A 20852-nucleotide genomic window follows, 5' to 3' on the forward strand; every position below is an offset into this window, starting at 1 on the left:
GGCGGAACCATGACTTCCGGACATGACATATCGCCTTGACGCGATGACGGGTCATGTCATTGGGTGACCCACCTACTGTGACTTGCGCGATGCAGGGGTGGGGATTGTGAAGAGACAGTGGGTGCCTCGGCGTGCCCGAAGCACCGTAGTTGCCCTATCGGCTATGGCCGTGGGTCTGGTGGTTCCGGTTCCGGTCCACGCGGCCCTGCCAACCGTGGACTCGCCTGCAGTCGACGAAGCGCACCAGGCGCTCGAAGAGGCCAAGCAGACCGGTCACCGCGTCGAGGTCCAGAGCGAGCGCGGGGAGCGCACCACCGTGTTTGCGAATCCCGACGGTTACACCTTCACGCTGGAGCAGCACACCGTGCCGGTGCGCGTCGCCAAGCCCGGCGGCGGATGGCAGGCCCCAGACGCCACGCTGGAGCGGCGCGCCGACGGGACAGTCGGTCCGAAGGCGGTATCTGCCGAGATGTCGTTTTCCGGCGGTGCTGCCGATGAACCCTTGGTCAAAATCTCGGAGCAGGGGCGGTCTCTTGAGCTGGACTGGAAGGGAGATCTTCCCGCTCCGGAGCTCGATGGAGCCAACGCGATCTACCGCAATGTCCTGCCGGACGTCGATCTCAAGGTCACGGCCACTGTCGAGAGCTTCCAGCAGGTTCTGGTCGTCAAGACGCCCGAGGCCGCCGCGAATCCGGCGTTGAAGCAGCTCACGTTCGACTTGAAGACGGATGGCCTCGCGGTCCGCAAGGGTGTTGCGGGCAATCTCGCCGCCGTCGACGGCAACGGCAACACGGTGTTCCGCTCCCCGCCAGCACAGATGTGGGACTCCGCGGGCAAGACCGCCGCGGAGTCATCCGCTACCCCGACTGCTGATGCCAGTGCCGCGACCCAGCTGATGCAGCGGACTGCAGTCGCCGCGAACGAGGCGGAGTCGACGCCCGGTGACCCGTCCGAGCAGGCGACTTCGGGGACGGGTATGGGGCCCGGGCAGGGCGACAACGTCTCCCGCATGGACGTTGAGGTCACTAAGGACACCTTGTCGGTTGTCCCGGACGCCGACATGCTGACCAGCACCCCGACGGATGCGTATCCGCTCTTCATCGACCCGACCGTCACGTGGGGCGAGTCCGAGCGCACGCTGCTCAGGTCGGACGGCCACGTGTCGTATGGCTGGAGCAATGGCCCGGAAGACAGGGGTGAAGGAACGGGCAAGTGCGGCTCGTGGAACGGCTATTACTGCGGTCCGGGTTACGTTCAGAAGCTGTACTTTGAGTTCGCGCCGGACAGCCTCAGAGGCAAGCGAGTGCTGGACGCGACCTTCCGCGCAACGGAGACATGGTCGTTCACCTGTGACGCGCGTACGGTCGACCTGGTCCGTACGAACAACATCTCCTCGACCACGACCTGGTCGTCCCGGCCGGCGGAGCTGGACTGGCTAGGGGACCGGTACGTCTCGGCCGGCCGGGGCACAGCCTGCAGCCCCTCGCAGCCGGAAGCGCCGATCGAGTTCAACGACAACCCGGCAGAGACGAACGAGAACCTGACGCCGACGGTGAAGGACTTCGCTGACGGCAAGTTCTCCCGGCTGACGTTGGAGCTCCGGGCCCATGACGAGACTGATCCGACGGCCTGGAAGCGGTTCAAGAACGACGCCGTGCTGGCCGTGAACTACGTCGCCTACCCGGCCACGCCGACCGACGTGAAGATCATGAGCGGCTCGAGCCTGACGTGCAGCACCAACAAAGACAAGCCCACTGTCGTGGACGACCCGACACCCACGCTGACCTCCACCCCGCAGACCGCGGCGGGTGGCGAGGCGGGCGCCAAGCTCCACGCGTGGTGGCGGGTCGAGACCCTGGGCGCAGACGGAACGACCTGGACCGGCTCGGGCATCAGCAGTCCCACGGGCACGAACTTTGTCGGGGACAACATCAAGCTGACGACGTCCTGGCCCACGGAATTCCCCGCCACGCAGGACGGGATAACGCGTCGCGTCGCATCCTTGACCCAGGCGTTCTACGACGACGGCACGTACTCGCAGTCGTCCGGCTACAGCAACTGGTGCTACTTCACGGTGGACCGTGAAGGGCCCAAGCCGCCGTCCATCACCTCCGACGGCACCTACGACCTGTGCCAGACCAACCAATGCCCGGCGCAGGGCGCCCCGGACCTCAGCGGCACCTTCACCTTCGGGCCAGGCGGAACCGACTCCGCTGTCAAGTACTACGAGTACTCCCTGTCGGCGCCCGCCGCGAGCTCAGAGTCGCCCGGCTGGACCAAGCTGAACGTCGGAGAAACGAAGGCCACCGTCAAGCCGACGGTCGCCGGCATGTACACACTGCACGTGCGTGCCGTCGACACGCTCAACCGTCCCGGCACCGAGTCCGAGGCCCAGTTCAACGTGGCCAAAGGCGACGACCCGATCGCCCAGTGGCACTTCGACGAATCGTCCGGCAACGGCCTGGACAGCGCGCCGGCCGAACCCGTCTCCAACGCAAGCCTCAGCAGCACCGCCGTCCGCGACGATCGCGGCCGACGAGGAGTCTTGAACACCACAGCGGATCCGAAGGTGATCGACAAGGGCCTCACCCTCGCAGGAGCCCCCGGCTATGCCTCAACCGCGGAGCAGGTACTGCACTCAGAGGCGTCGTACACCGTTTCCGCATGGGTCCGCCTGGCAGACGGGAACAACAACTACACCGCCCTCTCACAGGACCCGCGCCCGACGCCGGACGGCTGGTACAGCGCCTTCTACCTCGGATACCGGGCGGATTCCAAGACCTGGGAGCTGCGCACCTCGCCTAAGGACGCCACGGACGGCGACATCAGCAACCAGGTCGTGAAGGCGACCCGTCCCGCCGTCATCGGCGCCTGGACCCATCTGGCCGCGGTCTACAGCAAGTCGGACACCACACACAGCATCTCGCTCTTCGTGAACGGCAAGTTCCAAGGCTCGGACGACGTTGCCCCCTCCTGGGCCTCCACGGGTGCGTTCCAGATCGGCCGCTCCTGGTGGCGTGGGGCGTACTACGACTACTGGAAGGGTCAGATCGACGAGGTCACCGTGTGGCAGCGAGCCCTCGGAGAGGGAGAGATTCTGGACGAATCCAAGCTGGCTTTCTCCGGCAGCGGCTACAAGGCCGGCGAGCTCGTCGCCGACTGGTCGGTCTCCGGAGTCAGCGGCACCACCCTGGCGGACAGCTCCGGATACGAACAGGCGCTGGCGCTGGAGGGACAGCCTGCGCTCAAGACCGAGGGCATCGATCTCGATGGCGTCAATGATGCAGCCGTGTCCGGTCGGCCGCTGCTCGACGACACAGGTTCGTTCACCATCGCGGCAGACGTCGCCCTGACCCCCACAGAGCTGATGAAGAAGGGCGTCGGCTACGTCGGCCAGGTGGCCGGGCAGCGCGCCGCAAACGGATCCTCCTGGAGCCTGTCGTACAAGATGACGGGCACCGAGACGCTCCCGGGCACCGATCCCGAGGATCCGGCGGTGCCGGGGCCCGAGGTTCCCGTCGGAGTGTGGCAGTTCACCCGCTTCAACGCAGACGGAACCTCCCAGACGGTGCAGTCGAGTGCTGCCAAGGCAGAGCCGACGGCGGTCGACCTCGTCGCTGTCTTCGACGCCCATGCAATGACGATCTCGCTTCGTCGGGGTTCGGAGTCCTTCAAGACCTTCAACCTGCCGTCGACCGTTGTACCGCCTCTCGTGGCCAGCACGGACCAGTTCACCCTCGGCAAGGCCATGACAGGCGGAGCGGGGACGAGCTATCTGCCGGCCACCCTCTCGCAGGTGCGTGTCTGGGTCGGCGCGATGGACAACGACAACCAGCTGCTGGAGTAGCTGGCTTCGTGACCTCGCATTCATGAACCGCTCGGGTGGTACCGCTTCTGCGGTACCACCCGATTCCACACCGATGCCGTCCGCGGCACCGGAACAACGCCATTCGCGACCATCAAAGGGTGGGAAGAGTATCTGTGATATTCAGCAGAAATAGATCCGGCATCTCGCCGGACATAATGCGACAGCGACGTCGTCGCTCGCTCGTTGTGGTGCCCTTGGCCGTTGCCTTGTCGGTGCCGCTCGGACTTACGCCGGTGGCGGCTGCCGACGGAAAGGGCGGGCTCGGGCGACCGAACCTTCCCTCGGAGCTGGTCACCAAGGTGAAGCCGTTCAGCGGTCCAGCGACCAACAAGGCCCGCCAACAGGTGGCGAAGGACCAGCGAGAAAACGGCCTCCAGGTACAACGGGCTCGCGCGGAGCAGAAGCAGGCGGTCTGGCCCAAGGCAGGCGCTGCGAACCTGGACCTGGCTGTGAACAAGGCGCAGACAGCCGCTCCGGGCGGCCTTCCGGTCAGCGTCGGCCCTTCGGCCGGCAAGGAGGGGCTGCAGGCCGGCACGGAGACCGCGATTACGGTCCTGGACCAGGCGGTCGCCGGCAAGCTCGGCATCACCGGCGTCGTGCTGACGGCCGGGGCGGAGAGTTCGGGCAAGGCTCGGATCAGCGTCGACTATGGGGCGTTCGCCTCCGCGATCGGTGGCGGCTGGTCGGGCCGCCTGCAGCTCGTACAACTGCCCGGCTGCGCGTTGACGACTCCGCAGAAGCCGGCGTGCAGAACGCAGACCTTCCTCGGCTCGCGCAACAACATTGAGAAACACACGGTCAGCGCCGACGTAGCGGTTCCCAACACCGACGCTGGCATCGCGACCCAGCTGGGGACGAGCACCTCGGGACCAACGGTCCTGGCACTGACCGGCTCAGCCAGCGGTCAGTCGACGAAGGGCACCGGCGACCACAGCGCGACCCCGCTGGCCGCGTCGTCCTCCTGGTCTGCTGGTGGTAGCTCTGGGTCATTTACCTGGTCGCACGGCTTCACGGTGCCTCCGGCCGCGGCCGGACCGGCACCGTCGCTCCACCTTGCCTACGATTCCGGAAGCGTTGACGGGCGCACCGCCACCACGAACAACCAGGGCACCTCGGTCGGTGAGGGCTTCTCCCTGACTGAGTCCTATATCGAGCGTGCCTATGGCAGCTGCGACGACGACGGTCAGACTGATGTCTTTGACCGCTGCTGGAAGTACGACAACGCCCGCCTCGTCCTCAATGGCAAGTCGTCCCGGCTCGTGAAGGTCTCCGACGCCACCTGGCGCCTGGAGAACGATGACGCCTCCAAGGTGACTCGCTCCACCGGGGCAGAAAACGACGACGACAACGGCGAGTACTGGACGGTCGTCACTGGCGACGGCACGAAGCACGTCTTCGGCCTGAACAAACTCGACGGCGCCACGACCCAGCGCACCAACTCCGCCTGGGCCGTTCCCGTGTTCGGCGACGACGCGGGCGAGCCCGGATACGACAAGGGCAGCACGTTTGCGGAACGCTCTGCGCTCCAGGCGTGGCGGTGGAACCTCGACTACGTCGAGGACACCCGCGGCAACGCGGCCACGTACTGGTACGCAAAGGAATCCAACTACTACAAAAAGAACAAGGCAGCGAAGGCCGACGCCGAGTACACCCGTGGCGGCTACCTGACGGAGATCCAATACGGTTTGCGCAAGGACGCGAACGGGAGCCTGTTCACGGACAGTGCCGACGCGAAGGTCACCTTCGGCTACGCCGAACGGTGCACTGCCGCGGACTGTACTTCCCTGACGAAGGACACCGCGGAGAACTGGCCCGACGTCCCGTTCGACGCGATCTGCGCCCAGGACTCCACTGAGTGTCTGTCGCAGTCCCCGTCGTTCTTTAGCCGCAAGCGGCTCACCGGTATCGACACCTTGTCCTGGAAGACCTCGACGAGCACATACGACCCGGTCGACTCATGGAAGTTCGGGCAGGAGTATCTGGACGGCGGCGACATCGGCGATACCTCGGACCAGGTCTTGACGCTGACGTCGATCACCCGTACGGCGAAGGCCGGCACGACCGCGATCAAGATGGACCCGATCTCGTTCACCTACCAGATGCGCCCGAACCGCGTGGACGGCACGGATGACATCCTGCCGCTAACCCGCCCACGCATCTCCACGATCACCAACGAGACCGGCGCCATCACCACGGTGACGCTCTCCGCCCAGGAGTGCGTCCGCAGCCAGGTCCTCACGGCGCCGCAGGACTCCAACACCCGAAACTGCTACCCGCAGTACTGGAACATCAACGGTGCCAAGGAAGCCTCGGTCGACTGGTTCCACAAGTACCGAGTCCTCGGCGTCGTCACCACCGACCCGGCGGGCCAGAACGACGCCGTCGAGAACGAATACGTTTACAGCGGGGCTGCCTGGCACCATAGCGACGACCCCTTTACGCCGAAGGCTGAGCGGACCTGGTCCGAATGGCGCGGCTACCGAGAGGTCACCGTCTACAAGGGCTCGCGGAACGCTCCTGTCCGCAGCAAGACCGTCTCCCTGTACATGCAGGGGATGGACGGCGACCCGAACAAGGACGGCACCACCAAGTCAGTCCCCGTCGCACCGCTCGCCCAGCCGCCGATCGGCCTCGCCACGGTGACAGATAGCGACCAGTACAGCGGAACCCTCCGCGAGCAGGTCACCTACGACGGCGCGACCCCGATTTCGGCCAGTGCCAATGAGCCGTGGTCGAAGGAGACCGCACGGCAGGCTGGCGTGCCCGATTCAGGCGACCACGTGGCCCGCTTCGTCCGGACGAAGAAGACCACCTCGTACACCTACCTCACCGCGGCACAGAAGTGGCGTTCCAGCAATTCGGAGACCGTCTCATTCGACGCCGAGGGACGTGCCGTCAAGGTCGTCGACAACGGTGACCTCTCCAAGGAAGGTGACGAGACCTGCACCCAGACCTGGTACGCCGACAACGATGACCTGGGGCTCACGAGCCTCGTCTCGCGCGTGCGGACCGTCGCCAGCGACTGCTCGTTTGCCGAGGCGGACCTGAAGCTGCAGAACACCGACGGCACCCGTGGCAACGTCATGTCGGACAAGGCAATGGCCTACGACAATCTGGCGTGGTCAGACACGATGAAGCCCACCAAGGGGCTTGCCACATGGACCGGCCGGGCCGAAACCTACGGCACCCCAATCAAGTGGCAGAAGATCGCGTCGACGTCGTATGACGCGCTCGGCCGGCCGACGGCCGTCAGCGATGCCGACGGAAAGTCCACGACAACGACGTACACGCCCACAGAGGCCGGCCCGCTCACCAGGAGGGTCGCCACCAACGCCGCCTCGCACAAGGTCTTCAACTACCTGGACCCTCGGCGCGGGCTGACGGTGAGCACCTTCGACCCGAACCTAAAGAAGACCGAGCTCGCCTACGACGCACTGGGCCGCCTGACCGACGTCTGGCTTCCCAACCGCATCCGGGGCAGCGAGTCGCCCAACACCACCTTCCAGTACACGCTCAGCAATACCAAGCAGTCCTGGGTCTCGACCTCGACTCTCAAGGCTGACGGAGCAACGTACAACACCAGCTACGCGATCTACGACGCACTCCTACGGCCGCTCCAGACGCAGTCGCCGACCCCGAAGGGCGGTCGGCTGCTGACGGACACACGTTACGACAGTCGAGGTCTGGCGTACGAGACGCATGCCGATATCTTCGACAGCGGAAGCACGCCGAACGGCGCCTACATGCGTGTCGCGTACGGTGCGGCGCCGACGCAGACCCAGATCGTCTTCGACGGTGCGGAGAGGCAGACGTCGAGCACCTTGCTCGTCGGCGGCGTCGAGAAGTGGACGACGACCACTACATACACCGGTGACTCAACCGCCATCACCGCGGTGGAGGGTGGCACGGCCGGCCGCACCATTGTCGATGCGCGCGGCCGGACCCTCGAGACCCGTGAGTATGCGGGCACCAGCCCCACTGACGCGCAGTACGGGGCGACTCTCGGCACCGCCTACACCTCGACGAAGTTCGAGTACACGCTGGACGGCAAGCAGACCAAGATCACCGGCCCTGACGGTGCCGTGTGGTCCTACACCTACGACCAGTACGGTCGTCAGAAGACCGCGACCGATCCCGACAAGGGCACGACCTGGTCCGAGTACGACGCCATGGACCGCGTCACGCAGTCGACCACCGACGGCAAGACTGTCCTGTCCGCGTACGACCAGCTCGGCCGTCCCACCTTTACCTGGGCCGGCAGCATGTCGGACCAGACGCTCCTGACGGAACGCACCTACGACACACCCCTGAAGGGGCAGCCCGCCACCTCCACCCGCTATGTAGGAGGCAAGGGGCAGGCGGGCTCGAAGGCGTACACGAAGACCGTGACGTCCTACGACGCGCTCAGCCGCCCCACGACCACCGAGCTGGCCCTGCCGGCCACGGAGGCACTGTACGCATCCGTCCCGAACGGCAAGCTCGCCTTCACGACCAGCTACCGCCTCGACGGTACTGTCGGAAGCACGAGCGAGCCAGCACTGGGCGGCCTGCCGTCAGAGATCGTCCAGTATGGATACGGCTCGGTGGGCCAGCTCACGTCCGTCAAGGGTCTCTCGGGCTACCTGCAGTACGCCGACTACTCGGCCCTTGGCCAAGTCCAGCAGATGACCCTGGGTCTCGGAGGTACCGGCGACCGCAGCGTCTACGTCTCCAACTCCTACGAACCAGGCACTGGTCGGCTGACCCGCAGCAACGTTACGGATCAGACGCATCCGTACATGCTGCAGGACCTCACCTACACCTTCGACCAGGTCGGCAACGTCCTCTCGATCGCCGACCCGGCGACCCTCGGCGGGACTGGCAAGGCCGAAACCCAGTGCTTCACCTACGACGGCCACCTGCGCCTGACGGAGGCGTGGACCCCCGCGTCGCAGAAATGCTCGGACGCTCGTTCCGCGAGCACGCTCGCCGGCCCGGCCCCGTACTGGACGTCGTACACCTACAACCAGGGCGGTCAGCGACAGCTGGAGACGCAGCATGCGGCGAGTGGGGACACCACAACCACGTACTGCTACAACCCGGACAAGCAGCCGCACGCACTGCGGTACACCACGACCCGCGCGGACGTGGACTGCAAGGCCGCAGCCGACCCGGCGAAGGACAAGGTCTACGACTACGACACAGCAGGCAACACCACCAAGCGACCGGGTGCGACGGGGCAGCAGAACCTGACCTGGTCGCATGCGGGGCAGCTCGCTGCACTCGCGGAGGGCACCGAGGTCACGGACTACGTCTACGACGCCGACGGCACTCTGCTGATCCGCGGTGCCAAGAACGGCGAGCGGATTCTGTATGTCGGCGCCACCGAGCTCCACCTGCCTACGGGCAAGGCGGCTTGGGCCCAGCGCACCTACACGGCGGGCGGCGCTGCGATCGCGGTCCGCACCAACCAGTCCGGCACCGCTCAGGTCCTATACCTGGCCGGCGACCACCACGGCACACAGAGCCTCGCGGTCACCTCGGACGCCACCCAGAAGATCACCAAGCGCTACATGACGCCCTTCGGGGCGGAGCGTGGAGGGGCGATCGGCACCTGGCCGACGGACCGAGGCTTCCTGGACAAGACGGCCGACAAGATTACGGGCCTCACCCACATCGGCGCCCGCGAGTACGACCCGTCGATCGGTCAGTTCATCAGCGTCGACCCGGCCCTCGTTGTCGACCAGCACCAGTCCCTCAACGGCTACGCCTATGCCAACAACACCCCGGTAACCTCAAGCGACAGCACCGGCCTGTGGCTCGACGACGGCTGGGGTCACGCTGAACCGGGTGGCCCCCTGGGCGGCCACGAAAGCAGCACTCCGGGTCAACCGGTAGGCGGAACCGGCCCCGGCGGCTGCTACTACAACTGCCCAAAGAAGGGCAACGGAGGCACTTCCAGCACTGGTGACAGTGGCGACACCGGTACCGTTACTTATGACACCAGCACGTCCACGCCCGTCGACCAGGTCTTCTACGGTCTGATCCGAAACGCCCCGGACACTGCTTCGTACTTCGGCTGGCTGGCGGATGGGGATTGCTGGAATGGCGGAGCCGGGGCACCTGGCTGCGACTACGCCGCCGACTACGACCAGTGGATGCTTGAGCAAGGTGTCGATACGAATTCCGACTGGTATCAGGTGCCCGGTTTCGTTGTCGCGTTGCTTGGGCACGGGCGCGCCGGGGCCGGCCCGGGCGCGGGTGGCACCCGGGTCAAGTGGATGCCGAAGGCGGGTGGTCAATGCTTCCTCGCCGGAACTCTTGTTGTCCTGGCCGACGGCACAAGCAAGAAAATCGAGGATATCGCCATCGGTGACGAGGTTCTGGCGACGGACCCCGAAACCGGGGAATCCGGTGCGCGTCCCGTCACTCAACTGATCCGGACCGAGGAGACCAAGCACCTCAACACAATCTCCATCGCCACCCCCGACGGCACGGAAACCCTTACGGCAACGGCTGAGCACCCCTTCTGGTCGGCTTCGCAGCACTCCTGGGTTGCCGCGAAGAACCTGAAGCCGGGCATGACCCTGCTCACTGACAAGGGTGAGACCGTTGCGGTCAACGGTAACGTTTCCTTCACCAAGCATGTGAAGACGTACAACTTCACGGTTGACGATCTCCACACGTACTACGTTCTGGCGGGCCGAACGCCCGTTCTCGTGCACAACACCTGCCTCGATGTTCCCCAGGTTTTGAGCGAACTCGCTGGCAAGCGCGAAACGCACGGACGGATCTTTGACGCGTCCGGGAAGGAAATGCACGGCGAAATACAGGCAGGTGGAAGCGGTCCGCTCGTTCAAGCAACCGATGCGTACCTAAGGAATCACGGGACTCCCATCAACCCGAAAACGAAATACTACCCAGCCTCTCAGCATGTCGAGACGCAATTCGCGGCAGTAATGCGTAAGACTAGAACGACGTCAGCGACAGTTGTAATCAACAAAAAGACTGGCGTTTGCGGCGGTCCGTTCGGCTGCAAGGGAGCAGTTCAGCAAATTCTGCCATTCGGCTACACGATGACCGTTTGGTACCCTAACGCGGAGACGCCAGAGGTCATCAAGGGAAGGGCTGTCGTAGGGTGATACTGAACGCCGTGGTTCATGGAACCTATCGCTACGCTGAGACTTGGGCAGAGATGGCCTCGTTGATTTCGGAAGTGATGGACAATCTTCAGTACGAGCGAAGCGATTCTCCATGGGTCGACCCAGGAGAGGTTGCAACCCTCATGTTCGCCGATCGAAAGCACTCGGAGGATGTGCATGACTGGTGGCCTGATAACTACCTCCAGGTGTCGGTGAACACTCAATCCGGATACGGTGGACTCGTTTGGTTCGCAACCCAAGACCGAGCCGCAAAGGATGAGATCTCCGAGCATATCTGGGTGTCCGACAACCCGAATCCTCCTGCACTTGATCCGCGTGTGGTATCAGATCCGGGCGTCCCGTACTTCTTCGACCCGAGAAGTACTCTCCCTTCCGGGAAGATTCGAGAGGCCGTGGAAGAGTTCTGCAGGTCTGGAACGGGAAATCGACCCGAGTGCGTAGCCTGGGTTCACGGGGAAATGAACGGACAGCGTCACAGCTAATCGTTGTCCCGTAAATGATGGTCACCCTGTCCCCGCCGGTCTAACCGGCGGGGGCAGCTTGTGCATCCGGGCGATGCCGTGCGTGACGTGATAGACGCCGTCGCCCTCGGCTCGGGGGCAGGGAGCGGCCCCACACCCCCCGGCGTGCGGGGCCTCAACCAGCCCAAGGGCGCCCAGCGCCCGTCCGCAGCCCACCCAGGACCAGCCCCGCAGGCGCGCCATGGCCCGCTACTTCGCCGAATCTTGCGCTCGCGGGGACGCCCCACGGCCGGCCGCCGGAGATCGTGCCGCTTGCTGCGCGCCACGGCTGGCCGGACACTCCCTCGGCTTCTCCACCGCCGACCTCGTCGACCAGGCGGAGACGATCAGCAGCCGCGCCCGTACGAGCTGAGGGTCCGCGTCACCGGCTGGTAGGCGAAGGACGTGCGATCACCGGCGGCAGGTGCATGCCTTCAGAGAACGAACGCCACGTAGGTTCCGGTCGTCAGCCCGGAGAACGTGATGAGCTGGCGCGGTTTCAAGAGGCTGAAGGCCGCGTGCATCGTGATGCCGCCGGCGACTGCGTACGGCACCGCCGCCGGGATGAGCAGCACGGCCGGCAGCGCGAGTTCCGCCGCGATCACGGCGGCCGCAGCCAAGCGCCACAGCTGGACGTCGCGCTCGGTCAGATTGCCCAGGTGGCGGCAGACGGGGGCTGGGACGGCGTGTTGGCCGCGCGGCAGCTGGTCTTTGACCTGGGCGTAGGCGTGGATCCACTGAGCCAGGTAGAGGCCGGTACGGAACTGGTCGCTGTGGAGTTTCTGCCAGGCGCTGTTCCAGTAGATGTTGGTCGTCATCAGCACGAGCAGGCACCGCGCCCATGTGTTCGCGGTGCTCGGGGTGTGCTCAATGTTGAACCCGTGGCCGAGGTTGCCAGCGACGAGGAGGCAGGCGCCGGTCAGCAGGGTGTACCGCACTGCGTTGGGGCTGCGGAGATAGAGCAGTTCCATGGCGGCGCCGGCCAGGACCACGAGCAGCGCGAGCCGCGGGGCGAGCCCGGCCGCCAGGGCGGCGGCGGCGATCGTGCGCAGGACCAGCGCGGGCCGGTACACCGTCGCCAGGAGACGGGCCCGGGCCGGGCCGTAGCGCTGCGCGGCGAGGTGGAGGCTGAGCGAGCCGGGGGCGAGGCGGTCCCATCCGCCCTGGCCGAAGGCGAGCGCGAAGCGGGCGGTGAGCACGGCGCCGAAGAGGATGCGGAACCACTGGACGGCGCCGGGGTCGGTGGGGTGTCGGAAGCCGGAGGCAAGTGCGTCAAAGAACCACACGGCTGGCCCTCACTTCCAGGCGCTGCTCGCGGCGGGCGGACAGGACGCGGCCGGTGCCGTCGATCCGTTCGTACCGTCCGCTGCGGGTGAGGTGGTCGAGGACGGCCTGCAGCTGGGGCGGCCCGAGGATGAACGAGCCGGGTGAGAGGTGGGCGTAGACGTTCACCGGCTCGGTGCGGCCGTCGGTGGTGGTGCCGGTGAGCTGGACGATGGTGAAGGTGGCGCGGCAGAACATTTTCCACCGCAGCCAGCGGCCGGGCAGGGGTGTGAAGCCGGTGATCATCCACGCGATGAGGGCGAGGGTGAGCGCGATTTGGACGGCGGGCAGCACGGATCCGTGCATGGGTGAGGGACCTCCGTGTCGGGAGGGTGAAGGTGTGGGCGCCGGCGGCTCCGGGGTGTTGCGGGCCGCCGCGGGGGTCAGTGGTGCTCGGGCTTGGGGGGCCGCTGCATCAGCGCGGCCGCTGCCTCGGTGAGCGTGACCTTCTCGTTCAGGAGGGCGGAGACGACGTCGGTGATCGGCATTTCGACACCGTGGGCGTGGGCCAGGGCGAGGATCGCGGCCGCGCTCTTGACGCCCTCGGTGGTCTGGCGGGTGGCGGCGGTCGCCTCGGCCATGGTCATGCCCTCGCCGAGATGCGTGCCGAAGGTGCGGTTGCGGGAGAGCGGGGAGGAGCAGGTCGCCACCAGGTCGCCGACGCCGGCGAGCCCGGCGAGGGTGGCGGGGTGGGCGCCCATCGCGACGGCCAGCCGGTTGGCCTCGGCCAGGCCTCGGGTGATGAGCATGGCCTGGGAGTTGTGGCCCATACCCATGCCGGAGGCGATGCCGACCGCGAGCGCGATGACGTTCTTCACCGCGCCGCCGAGCTCGCAGCCGATCACGTCGGTGGACGTGTAGGGCCGGAAGTACGGGGTGTGGCATGCCCGCTGGACGCGGTGGGCGACAGTCTCGTCCGGGCAGGCGACCGTCGCCGCGGCGGGCTGGCCGGCCATGATCTCCCCGGCCAGGTTGGGGCCGGACAGCACGGCGATCCGGTCGGCGGGCAGGCCGGTGACCTCGGCGATGATCTGGTTCGCCCTCAGCCCGCTGCCGGTCTCGATGCCCTTCATCAGCGACACGACCACGGTGTCGGGGCCGATGTGCGGGGCCCAGGCGGCGAGGTTGGTCCGCAGGGACTGTGCGGGGATGGACAGCACGAGGTAGTCGGCGCCGTCCAGTGCCGCCGCCGGGTCGGTGGTGGCCGCCACCGAGTCGGGCAGCGCGATGTCCGGGAAGTAGCCGGGGTTGCGGTGCGTCGTGGTGATCGCGTCGGCGATCTCGGGGCGCCGGGCGTGCATGACCACGCGCGTACCGGCGTCCGCCATCACCTTGCCCATGGCGGTGCCCCAGGATCCGGCGGAGAAGACGGCCGCACGGACGTGGTGCTGGGTCACTGCGGGGTCCTCTCGCTGGACACGGGCGTCATGGTCGGGCGCCCGGGCTCGGCCATCCTATCGCTGGCCCCAACCCCGGCCGGGCCGTCCAGCGGGCGCCGCAGCGTCAGCAGCACGGCCCGCCGCCCGCGCAGGTGGGGCAGGGTCTGCTGTGCCTCGCGGAGCATGCGCTCGGCCGGCCCCTCGCCCAGTTCGCGCCGCAGCTCGTCGGCGTGCGCGAGCCACAGCCGGTAGAGCCGCTCCCACATCGCGGGCTCGCCGGGCCGCTCGTCGACGTGCTCCTCGACCAGCCCGGCAGCCGAGACTTGACTGTGCCACGTCGTTTCCGCGCCCTGCCGCAGCGCGCGGGTGACGACCAGGCGCCCGCCGGGCACAAGGACGCGGCCCAGCTCACGCAGCGCCGCCCCGCGGTCGGCTGCCCGCCCGAGGGCGTCCACGCACACGATGCCGTGCGCGTGGCCCGTGGACAGGCCGGTGTTCTCCAGCTCCGCCACGCGGAAGACCGCGCGGTCGCGGTCGGCGCCGAGGAAGTCGGCGCGGCGCTCGCCGGCCCGGGTGGTGGCGACGGGCGAGAGGTCGAAGCCGTCCAGGCGGACGGCGAGCGCGCGGGCCAGCCATAGGCCGATGCCGCCGGTGCCGCATGCGGCGTCCACGAGGAGCTGGCCCGGGCTCAGGCGCAGGCGCGCGGTCAGCAGCCCAAGCAGGGGCCAGTCACACGAGCTGGAGGCGGCGACCTCGGCCGGGTAGTCCTCGCCCATCGCCGCGGCGTACAGGCGGGCGACCACGTTGGTGCGGGCGCGAGCGGTATAGAAGGCGTCGTACTGCGCCGACCTCAGGGCCGGCACGGTGGTGGTGTTCATCGGGGCATCGACCTTCGGATCCGGGAGCGGGTGCCAGGGCAGATGACCTGCACGGCGTGGAGGGGGCAGCCGGGGGCGGACAGGTCCAGGGCCACCGGCTCGTGCCCGGTGGCGGCCGCGACGCGGTCGGCGACATCCCGGGCGTGCTCGGCGAAGCCGCCGCCCACCTGGGCGAAGTGCCCGGTGGCCTCCGCCCAGGCAGCGAGCCCCTCGGTGCGGGCGGGGCTGAAAGAGACGGCGTCGAAGGCGCCGATGTCGGTGGGCAGGTCGTCGCGGGTTCCGGCGATGGCGGCGAGCCGGGACTGCGCCGCCTCGGTCACCGCCCGGGTCAACGCGATCTGAGGGCGGCTGTGGCAGCCGCCCCCGGCGAAGACGACCGGGTAGTCCTCGGACCACAGGTACGCGACGCACACCGGCAGCCCGTACGGGCCGCCGACCAGCGCGATCTCCAACTCCATGCCCGCAGCCGCGAGGCGGCCGATCACCTCCCGGCCGTGTGGGTCGTCGACCGACAGCGGATCGATCAGCGTGCGCCGTCGCCCGCCGTCCTGACCCTCCCGATGCAGCACGTCGCGCTCCACGACCTCGAACAGCGCATGCAGCAGCGCCTCATCCCTCGTGTTGCCGCAGGCCAGCCCCGTGCTGGTCGCGCGCAGCACGTCGGGCGTCCACTCCGACCGGAGCACGCGGCGGCGGACCAGGTCGACCGGCAGCAGCACCTGACGCCCGCTGATCAGACCGGTGGCAGCTGTCCACTCCCACACGATCCGGGCCACAGCCGGCTCGGGGTGAGGGACGGTCATCGGCAGCGCGGACACCGGGCAGTCGGGGGCCACCTCGACGGCGGGCCCGACCGCGGCAACGGGCAACGGCTGCTCGACGTGCCACAGCTCGATCGCCTCCACGACCGCCGACACCTTCGCCAGCAGCGAGGTGGCGCCCTTGCCCTGCGACGTCGACAGCGTCCGCGACGTCGGCCGGATCGCCGTCCACACCGGCAGGCCGACACAGTCCAGGCCGGTCAGGTCCGCGACCCGGGTGATACCGAACTCCCCCAGCAGCGGGCGGACCGCCTCCCACGTTTCTTCGGGTGCCCGCGCACGCACCGTGCCCGGCAACGCCACCAGCTCCTCAACGCCCACCACGGGCCACCTCCGTCCTCTCGACCTCTTCCAGGAACCCCGGCACCAGCCGCTTGGCCTCCACCACGGCACGCGCCGACGACACCAGCCCCCGGGCCGAGGCCTGCGCGTGCAACTCCGCCTCGGTGCAGTCCCACACGCGCAACAGCAGGCTGCGGGCGACGTCGTCGCGGACGGACTCGACGCAGAGCCCAGGGCGCGAGCGGCGAAAACGTGCGAGCGCCGTCGCGTACCGCACGAGCGAGATCCGGTCCTCGGCGCTCTCGCCGGCCAGCAGCAGGGCCACGGTCTGCTTGTCGCGCAGGTCGACCGGCGGATGGAACACGCGGTCGGCGGGCAGGCCATTCCTGCCGCTGGTCGCCCGGGCCAGCCGCTCGGCCAACGCCATTGGCGGCCCGCCGTCGGCGGGATGCCGCGAGCGGTACTCGAGGTAGGCGGCCCACCTCTCGCTGAACGCGGGATCGAAGACCTGCTGATAGACCAGGCGGTCCTCGGTGGCCAGCTCCTGACCGCCGACGCGTGTCCGCGCGGCGGCGTTGGACCAGCGGCGGAAGTACGTGGTGTCCCAGTCCTCCCGCTGGACGGCGACCGGGCCGGCGGCCGCGGCGCCGCCTAGCGCGGCGTGGACGGCGGCGAGCGCGTCGGCCCGCTTCACATCCCCGAAGTACGGGTCTGATTTACGCTGCTGGGCCAGCCAGTCGGCGAACGCCGTCTCCCCGAGACGGCGGCACACCGCCCGTACGGCCGCCCACGTGCGCTGCGGGTAGTACACGGCGCGCAAGCCCGCCAGAAGCCGCGCGGCGCGCTCGCCGTCGAGGACCCCGGCCGCCTCGGCCAGCTCCAGGATGCGGCGGAGGCGGACCAGGGGGCAGGTCAGCGCATCCCGCGCCCGGTCCGGGGCCTGACCCACCGCCACCTCGTCGTCGCCGGTGATCTGCCCTCGTACGTACGCGGTGAAGACGGCGCCGACGCCAACCATCCCGAACGGCGCCAGCTCGGCAGCTCGCAGCGCCCCGATGCTCGCCGCTCCGAGCACCGTCACGCCCCGGCCCAGCAAGGCCAGGATCTCCTTGTGCCGCAGCGCAGGAGCCTGGTGGTACACCCCGTCGATCAGCACGACCGTGTCGCCCGGGCGGATTGCGGTGTCGAAGAAGTCCCCGTGCCGGGCCGGCGGCAGCACCCGCAGGCGCGGCGAGTCAAGGAGCGGTTCGGACGCCGGCAGCGTCGGCCCGATGTAGACGTGAATCACTGCTGCACCTCCAGGTGAAACGCGAGGGCGCCCCTCCCCCAGTCCCGCAAGGGCAGACGAAACGGGAGGGGCGCCCAGGTCAGGACGCGGACGGGCGAGCGAGGACTACTCCTCGTCCTCCACGTCGACGGCGACGACGACGGGGCCGTCGACGTCAGCGACCGGTCCGGTCGACGGCGAGGCGGCGGCGGTCACCGGCTTGGCGGCGACGGTCTGGGACTTGGAAGCCATGGAGGTTCTCCCTCGGTTCGGGGGCCGTTTGCGGCCCGTGGCACCGACAGTGAACCGGCGGCCGCCATGGCCGGTAAGTCCCACCAAGAGGGCCCCGCCGTGGGGGTATCGTCGGGACCCGACGCTGTGTCACGTTGTGAGGTCTCAGGGGGACTTGTGGACGTCTTACGGCCCAGGCCAGCTCAGATTCCGCACCGTCTCCTGCGCGACCCGGCATTCACCGAGGCCGCCCGGATGCGCGACTTCACCACCGTCTTCACCCTGGCCCACGACCATGGGCTCAGCTGGTACAAGGTGGGCGAGGCGTGCGGGATGAAACCCGAGCGCGTCTCCAAGGTCGCCCGTGGCGAGGCGACCGTGACCGCGATGGACACGATCGAACGCGTCGCGGACGGACTGCGGATTCCCGGTGCCCTTTTGGGCCTGGCTGCGCGACCCTGGGAGAACAGCTCCCCGACACCACACCCGGAGTCTGACGATGGAGACGACCCCATGAACCGCCGCCAGCTCTTGCGCGGCGCGCTCGCCGCCGGCCTCACCGGACCCGCCCTCACCGCCCTGACCGACACCCGCCAGTCCCTCGACGTCGCCCTCGCCGCCGACACCGAGGCCGCCGAACTGTCCGACCTCGAACTGGCCGCCGAGGCATACGGCTACGGCTACCACGGCCAGGCCCCCACGAAAGTCCTCGTCGACCTCGCCGGAGACTTCGCAGCCCTGAAGCCCCTGCTCGCCCGGCCGCAGCCCGTCGCCACCCGCATGAGGGTGTGCCACACCGCCGGCCAGATGGCGGGCATGGTCGCCATCGTGCTGCACGACCTCGGCGCCCGGCCCGAAGCCAAGAAGTGGTTCGCGACCGCCTCCGCGGCCGCCCGGGAATCAGGCGACCGTCAGCTGCACGCCTGGGTCCTCGCGCGCGAGGCCATGGTCCCGCTCAACTACGGCGCCCCAAGGGCCGCCGCAACCCTCGCCGAACAGGCCCGACAGGCCGCCGGAGACCGGCCCACGGCCGCCGCGACCCTCGCGGCCGCCGTTGCCGCCCGCGCTTACGCCCTGGCCCACCAGCCCGAGCAGGCCCGCCAGGCCCTCCAGGCCGCCGACACCCTCATGGGCAAGCTCGACCCTGCCGCCCGGGCCGACACCTGGCTCACCCACGGCGAGCAGAAGCACCATGTCCACCTCTCCCACGCCCTCACCGCCCTCGGCGACACCCGCCGGGCCCGCGAGAGCCAGCACCGCGCCCTTCAGCTGTCCGCACCGACCAGCACCATGACCCGCTCCCTGCTGGCCATCGACGCCGCAACATGCCTCCACCACGACGGCGACACCCATCAGGCCTGCCGGCAGACGATCGACGTCCTCACGGGCCTCACGCCCGCCTACCGCACCGGCCTGATCCACCAACGGGCCATGGGCCTGTACCAGTCGATCCCCACCCGCCATCACCACGAGCGCGTCGTACGGGAGCTACACCAGGTGCTCGCCGCCTGAACGGCTACCGCGACCGAGGACGGCCTGGGACACCAGGGGGCCCGCACGCCGGGCCCTGTCTGGCCGGTCACGCAGCTGGCACACTAGTGCCAGGTGGTCCCAGAGTTCCGGGGCGAACCCCGCGACAGAATCCTTCAAAATTCGCCGGTCCCTCTAACTCCCTTGCAGATAAAGGAAGTTGACTGAGCACTTGACCATTTCCGCAGGTCAGAGCGTTGCGAGGCGTGTCGACGGGGGCCCTCGGAGTGCGCTTCGATAGGTCGCGGTGACAGACCCTCACCTCCGGTCCGGGAGCGCGCTTTCTGGCTCCGGCCGGGCCCGAAAGTATGCGGGCCCCGGACGCCTGGACGTACCAGGCAGGGGGGAAAGGGGCGACCCCGTGGGTCGTCGTCGCCGTAGGAAGAACCGCCGTCCGGAGAACCCGGTGAAGCGGGAGCAGTATGCGCCGCCGCGGCGCCGGTCGCCACGAGCGCGCCGGTGGATCGCAACGTACACGGCGATCGTGATCGCCGTGTACTGGACGCTCAAGCTTGCCGGGATTATCCCCTGGTGGGCGGTCGGCTCCTGGCATTGGTAGCCAGAAGCCGACACACCGTATGACCGCGAGGGGCCCTCGTAGCTTTGCCGGCAGGGGGCCCTTCGCGTACGCCGCCGCAGGTCACCTGAAGGTGAGCGCGCACTGACGTGGTAGACCCCATCATGCCAATACCGGACGCTGCGGCACCACGGGGTGCGGGGACAGTAATCCGACCGTCCGTCACGCTCAGCCCGCCTTGGATGCCACCACAGCTCGACCGACAGGCCGGCCGCCGCCCCGAGCTGCCGCTCGCCGCCCGCGCCGTTCACCAGGAGGTGACCGCGGCATGAGCCACCACGACCACGAGGGCCGGGATCGCCTGATCTGGCACGCGCGGTGCCGCCCCGACACCGCCCCGGACGGCCGCCGCCACGTCCTTGACCTGCTCGGCGAGTGCACGCCGCTCGTTCAGCCCGTGCCGCCGCTGGCCGGACTGGCTCAGTTGACCGGCACCCGCCGGCTGTTCGGCGTCGCCGGCGCCTGGTCCACCGCGGCCACCGCCCTCCGCGCGGGTCGACCGCTCCGGCGAACTGTCCCTGCCCGACCACCGCGCCGTCGAGCGCTTCCTGTCCCCGCTGCCGGTCCAGGCCGTCCACGGCATCGGGCCCGCCCAGGCCGCCGCCCTCCAGCGCTACGGCCTGCACACCGTCGGCGCGCTCGCCGCGGTTGGCGAGACCGTGGTGTGCCGGATCCTCGGGGGCAAGGCCGGCCGCGTCCTGCCGCCCGGCCCGCGGCATCGACCCTCGCGGCGCAACCGCGGCCCGCATGCCCGTATCGACCAGCGCCTCCCGCGCCTTCGATGTCAACACCTACGCCCCCTCCGCGCAGCCCTCCTGGACCTGGTCGTCACGCTCGCCAACAAAAACTTGATCAGCCGTCTACTGAACACACCGGAGAGTCACTCGGCTCCGGCGGTCTGCTCAGTGCCGCCAGGGCGGCTGAGTCCAACGGGCTGCGCGGAGTCGACCTTGAGGGCTATCTGATGTGGTCGCCACCGACGAGGTCCGCACCTCGCGTTCATTGTTTGAACGAGTTCGAAGCACTGGTAGCCTCGGGCCACTTGCGGCAGGTG

General features: G+C 68.4%; 12 protein-coding genes. 5 read left to right on the forward strand and 7 right to left on the reverse strand.

Annotated features, from left to right (window positions below; translation table 11 throughout):
• Positions 1-163: 163 nt before the first annotated feature.
• From ACFVGS_RS33440 to ACFVGS_RS33450, 3 genes are all read left to right on the forward strand, one after another.
• Positions 164-3847 carry a LamG domain-containing protein gene (locus ACFVGS_RS33440; RefSeq protein WP_385695813.1) on the forward strand — a complete coding sequence of 1228 codons (3684 nt, stop codon included), beginning with the start codon at positions 164-166 and terminating at the stop codon, positions 3845-3847.
• A gap of 176 nt (positions 3848-4023) precedes the next feature.
• Positions 4024-10989, forward strand: coding sequence for a polymorphic toxin-type HINT domain-containing protein (locus ACFVGS_RS33445; RefSeq protein WP_385695837.1), 6966 nt, complete (start codon positions 4024-4026; stop codon positions 10987-10989).
• Positions 10990-11000: 11 nt separating this feature from the next.
• Complete coding sequence (locus tag ACFVGS_RS33450; protein ID WP_385695839.1) at positions 11001-11492, forward strand: Imm1 family immunity protein; 492 nt, start codon at positions 11001-11003, stop codon at positions 11490-11492.
• A 452-nt stretch (positions 11493-11944) separates the two neighbouring features.
• Here ACFVGS_RS33450 and ACFVGS_RS33455 read toward each other — a convergent pair whose 3' ends face one another.
• From ACFVGS_RS33455 to ACFVGS_RS33485, 7 genes are all read right to left on the reverse strand, one after another.
• On the reverse strand, positions 11945-12796 hold the full coding sequence (locus ACFVGS_RS33455; RefSeq protein WP_385695816.1) for a hypothetical protein: 852 nt from the start codon (positions 12794-12796) through the stop codon (positions 11945-11947).
• Positions 12783-13139 (reverse strand): hypothetical protein, encoded by a 357-nt coding sequence (locus tag ACFVGS_RS33460; protein WP_385695818.1) that lies wholly within the window; start codon positions 13137-13139, stop codon positions 12783-12785. Before ACFVGS_RS33460 ends, ACFVGS_RS33455 begins: the two co-directional genes overlap by 14 nt.
• Before the next feature lie 77 nt (positions 13140-13216).
• Positions 13217-14230 carry an NAD(P)H-dependent glycerol-3-phosphate dehydrogenase gene (locus ACFVGS_RS33465; protein ID WP_385695820.1) on the reverse strand — a complete coding sequence of 338 codons (1014 nt, stop codon included), beginning with the start codon at positions 14228-14230 and terminating at the stop codon, positions 13217-13219.
• Entirely contained in the window at positions 14227-15090 is an 864-nt protein-coding gene (locus ACFVGS_RS33470; RefSeq protein WP_385695822.1) for a class I SAM-dependent methyltransferase, read from the reverse strand. Before ACFVGS_RS33470 ends, ACFVGS_RS33465 begins: the two co-directional genes overlap by 4 nt.
• Positions 15087-16235, reverse strand: a complete 1149-nt coding sequence (locus tag ACFVGS_RS33475; protein ID WP_385695825.1) for a YcaO-like family protein — start codon at positions 16233-16235, stop codon at positions 15087-15089. The genes ACFVGS_RS33470 and ACFVGS_RS33475 overlap by 4 nt, the downstream gene beginning before the upstream one ends.
• Complete coding sequence (locus ACFVGS_RS33480; protein ID WP_385695829.1) at positions 16222-17481, reverse strand: TfuA-like protein; 1260 nt, start codon at positions 17479-17481, stop codon at positions 16222-16224. Before ACFVGS_RS33480 ends, ACFVGS_RS33475 begins: the two co-directional genes overlap by 14 nt.
• Positions 17482-17586: 105 nt before the next feature.
• Positions 17587-17712: a hypothetical protein gene (locus ACFVGS_RS33485; protein WP_385695832.1), complete on the reverse strand. Its 126-nt coding sequence runs from the start codon at positions 17710-17712 to the stop codon at positions 17587-17589.
• A 234-nt stretch (positions 17713-17946) separates the two neighbouring features.
• On the opposite strand from ACFVGS_RS33485, the gene ACFVGS_RS33490 reads away from it, so the two are divergent.
• Both ACFVGS_RS33490 and ACFVGS_RS33495 read left to right on the forward strand, forming a co-directional pair.
• Entirely contained in the window at positions 17947-19203 is a 1257-nt protein-coding gene (locus ACFVGS_RS33490) for a helix-turn-helix domain-containing protein (protein WP_385695834.1), read from the forward strand.
• 1113 nt (positions 19204-20316) lie between these two features.
• Entirely contained in the window at positions 20317-20763 is a 447-nt protein-coding gene (locus ACFVGS_RS33495; RefSeq protein WP_385695841.1) for a hypothetical protein, read from the forward strand.
• The last annotated feature ends 89 nt before the right edge of the window (positions 20764-20852 follow it).

This window comes from Streptomyces sp. NPDC127114 (genome assembly GCF_042677525.1).
Classification (GTDB): Bacteria; Actinomycetota; Actinomycetes; order Streptomycetales; family Streptomycetaceae; genus Streptomyces.